Here is a 4,391-nt window from a genome sequence, read left to right on the forward strand (position 1 = left end):
TTGAAATGCTACGTCGATATCTGGTTCCCCAACGGCGACGGGGACGCGATTGCCTTCTACTGGAACAACGCACAAAACCCGGTCTGGACCGCCACCATTGATGACAATCCCCCCGATCGGTTGCGGATTCCTCTCAGCGCGGGCCTTCTCATCGAGGGCGATGCCAACCCGGTGTTCTACAGCGTGACCCGCCCCTCGCAAACCCCCGTGGACTCGCCACCGAAAAAGTATCTGGTCAAGCTTAATCGCCCCGGCGGCTATGACGCTGACCCGACCACACCCGGGCATTCGGGCCTGCGCTACACCCTTCCCCAGGAGATTATCGACAACGGGGTCGGCCCCATCGAAGCCGACGCCGGGGTGGTGGTCACCATCCATCACTACGAAAACATGCGCAAGAACGACCGCATTTACCTGGCCTGGGGCAAGGCGACGGTGGAGCACACCGTCCTGCCGGGTGAGGTGGACACCGATATCCCGATTCATGTCGACAGAACGAAGATCGAGGAGGGAGAGGACGGCGAGGTCATCGTTGCCTATCAGGTGGTGGATGTCTGTAACAACTACCCCGACGAGCGTGCACCCTGGTCTGCCACTACCCCTGTGGTGGTCGATCTGAACGGTAACCGCCTTGATGCACCGCAAGTGTTGGTCAACGAGATCCCCACCCAAACGATCGACCTCGAACAACTGGCGGGCGCCGACGTCATTTGCCGGGTGTACACCAACCGAACCGACTATTTGGTGGGCGATACCCTGCGCCTGACCTGGGTCGGCACACCTGCACAAGGTGATTCCCAAGTCATCGTCGGGCCCCTCGACAAAACCGTCGAATACGTGCCGTTCCAATACGACTTTTCGATCCCCAATGAAGATGTGGTCGCCATCGCCAAGGGCCGAGCGTCGGTGTCTTACCTGCGAATCAGGAGCGGCGAAGCGGATCATCCATCGAACAATGCCTCCGTGACGGTTGTCGGCGAGATCCTCCGGCCCGCCGCCCCAAGTTTTGTCGGCGTGACGGGGAGTACCCTGGACCCGGATCTGAATTTCTACACCGTCTCAATCCCCTATTACCCAGGCCGCCAGCCCGGCGACCATCTCTACATCGTGTTTGAAGGCCTTGATGCCAATAATGGCTCGACCAGCTTCGACGATAACGCCTACGTCGGTTCTGAGGCGGATGGCCAACCGGTCCTGCGTAATGTGAACAAGGCCGAAATCAAGAAACTCGATGGCGGCTCGCTCACGGTTTATTACTGGATCAATCGCCAACGTAAATCCTTGGAGCTGCAACTGTCCGTGGGCAGCGGGCAACCGGAAATGGTAAAGCCCAACGTTATCGAGGCCGACAGCAACGATGTGCTGGACCCGGAGAAGGTGAATCCCGATGTGGGGCCCAATGTCATTGTTCCCTTCACTGACACCGTGCCCGGTGACATTATCGGCTTGCGCTGGAGAGGCTCGCGCGTCAGTGCGCCGGTTGACGAGCGGCCGCTCAATGCCAACTCAGCGGGAGCCCCGGTGCCGTTCACCGTGGCTTACCGTTATGTGCTCGACAACTTGAACGGCACGGTGGACGTCGACTATTACCTCAAGCGCGGCGCAGAAGTGCCGCGTTACTCGCGGGTGCGTTCGCTGACCATCGGGGCGATTGCCGCACCGACTCTGGAAAATGTGAAGGACGCAGACCAGGTCGAAATACCAGATAACACGATAACCCAATGGCCGAACGTGACCGTGTTCGGCAGGGCACAGGGTAACGAGCGAGTCGAGGTGTTTGATGGCAGCACGTCGTTGGGGACCGTCGATGTGCCCGATAATGGCCGCTGGCAATATTCGCTGAATAGACTGTTGTCAGGGCCACATAGTCTACGTGTCGAGGCGCTTTATGGCAGCGGTCTTCCCCCGTCCGTCACTCGCCGTTTCACGGTCCGGCTCAACCTGCTCAAACCCTTGATACCCAAAGCCTATAACCCGCCGGCGAATGATCGCATCCGGATGAGTGACATATACGCCGACTCGTATCTGGAAGTTGAAGTCCCGCACTACAAGGGCATGGACTCCATTCATTCGCTCAAGGTCCGCTGGGAAGGCCGGGTCGGCTATCACGACGGCCCGATAACCCCGGTAGGACCCAACCCGGGGTCCAGGCGGCTACGGGTTCCCAGGCTGGAAGTGATCGACAATATCGGCGGTTCCGTGACGGTGGGTTATAGCGTCAAGGAAGACGATGGCACCGATACGCTCGAGTCGCAACGCTTGACCTTGCACATCGATCCGCAAGCCCTGGATCTGCCGGCCCCTACGTATTCGCGCACCGCGAGGAGAGTCACCGTAGATCACGCCGATATCAGGACCGGCTACAAAATCAGAGTGAGATGGACGATCGATGATCTGGCGCTTGAGGGGCCGGAAGAGGATCTGCACACCGGGCAGCCTTATCACTATGAGGTTCCCGCCGAGTGGGTCGGGCTGGGCCAAGACAAGACCGTCCTGGTGAACTACTCGGTCAGGCGAACGGGCAGTAGCGAACTCACGATGTTCTCACGGGTACTGAGACTGACCTTCAATGAGCCGGCCATCAGCGATATCCGTGACTCCAAGGGCAGTATTGCTCCGGGGGGCAATACCGCTGAGACAAGTGTCATGGTCACCGGTACGGCGAGCAAGGGCGAGCGGGTCCAACTCTTTGATACGGGTAACCCCGTGCCCATCAGCGCACCCGCCCTGGCGGATGCCACGACTGGCATCTGGAGCGTGGCGCTCAGCGGGCTTGCCGACAAGCTTTATGTTCTCAAGGCCAAGGCCCTTTATGGCAGCGGCGTGGAATCCTCTGAACGACGTTTTACCGTCAGGGCAATTGTCGCTCCGACGCTGGAGAGCGTGAAGGGCGGTGACGGGCGGGAGATTGCGAACAATTCGACGACGCCATGGCCGAATGTGATCATGTCCGGTAGGGCTCAGGGCAACGAGAAAATAAGAGTATTCGATGGCAGCACGTTGTTGGGTACTGTCGATGTACCGGGTAGCGGCAGTTGGGAGTTTCCAGTGAACAGATTGTTGTCCGGGGGCCATCGTCTGCGCGTCGAGGCGCTTTATGGCAGTGGCTTGCCGCCCTCAGCCACGCGCAACTTCACGGTAAAACTCGATCTGCTCAAACCGTTGGTACCCAAGGCCTACAACCCGCCGGCGAATGATCGCCTGCGGATGAGCGATATCTACTATGACCCGTACCTGGAAGTTGAAGTGCCGCATTACAAGGGCATGGATTCTATTCACTCGCTCAAGGTCCGCTGGGAAGGTCGGGTCGGCTATCACGACGGTGCGATAACCCCGGTAGGACCCAACCCAGGGCCCAGGCGGCTACGGATTCCCCGACTGGAAGTGATCGACAATATCGGCTCCTCCGTGACGGTGGGTTATAGCGTCAAGGAAAACGCCAGCAGCGAGACGCTGGAGTCGCAGCGTCTGACCTTGCACATCGATCCTCAAGCCCTGAATCTGCATACCCCGACGTACTCCAGTGCCGCGAGAAGAATCACCGTGGATCACGCCGATATAAAGACCGGCTACAAAATCAGAGTGAGATGGACGATCGATGGGGTGGCCCTTGAAGGGCCGGACGAGGATGTGTTTACCGGCCAGGCCTATCAATACAATGTCCCCGCCGCGTGGATCACGCAAAGTCAGGGCAAGACCGTATTGGTGAATTACTCGGTCTGGCAGGCAGGCAGTAGCGGACTCACGATGTTCTCGCGAGTGCTGAGATTGACCTTTTGATGGGCTGAGCTGATGGGCGATGGAGGTGGGCGGTGAGCCAGGAATGGTTCACCGCAACCCTTGGATCTGTGTGTACCGTTGTCGGCCTTGCTCAGTTAAGTGGCGGACGTTACAAACCTGCACGGGCAACGTTAACTCTGAGGACTTGCGAGAACATCCGTTGCTCACTGCTGTTCTTGCGGACAATCGAGTAATTGATCAATACCGTTTTTCCGCTGTTTTCGCTTATCCAGGCACTGGGGATATTAAATACATTGGCCTGGCCAGTGGTCACATCCTGGGTTTCAGTGTCGCGCGTTGTCACACCCACCCATCGGACCCTGACGGTATAACCAGTCTGGCCTCCATAGTTCACGGTCACTTTGGAAGCCGAGTAACTGGGGGCGGGTAATGGATGAACTGCTTGCGGATCGATATGCAGTGTCAGCCTGTCTGACTCTATCGTCTCACCAACCCCTTTTTCCTTGACGGAATAGCCGACCTCGACAGAGCGACCGATATTGTCGATGACTTCCAGTCGAGGTATTGGGATCAGTCTTTTTCCGGGGGGATCTCCGACGGGGATAATTGCGCTGTTGTAGTTGACTCGACCTTGCCAGCGGACCCTGATG

The 4,391-nt window shown here is 58.2% G+C and carries 2 pseudogenes; one reads left to right on the forward strand and one right to left on the reverse strand.

The features are described from left to right. Positions 1-3,780, forward strand: a pseudogene (locus tag MKS85_RS28595) (hypothetical protein); the annotation flags it as partial. A 109-nt stretch (positions 3,781-3,889) separates the two neighbouring features. Here MKS85_RS28595 and MKS85_RS28600 read toward each other — a convergent pair. Next, a pseudogene (locus MKS85_RS28600) lies at positions 3,890-4,391 on the reverse strand (Ig-like domain repeat protein); the annotation flags it as partial.

Source organism: Pseudomonas sp. JL2, assembly GCF_031570495.1.
Lineage (GTDB): Bacteria > Pseudomonadota > Gammaproteobacteria > Pseudomonadales > Pseudomonadaceae > Aquipseudomonas > Aquipseudomonas rhizophila.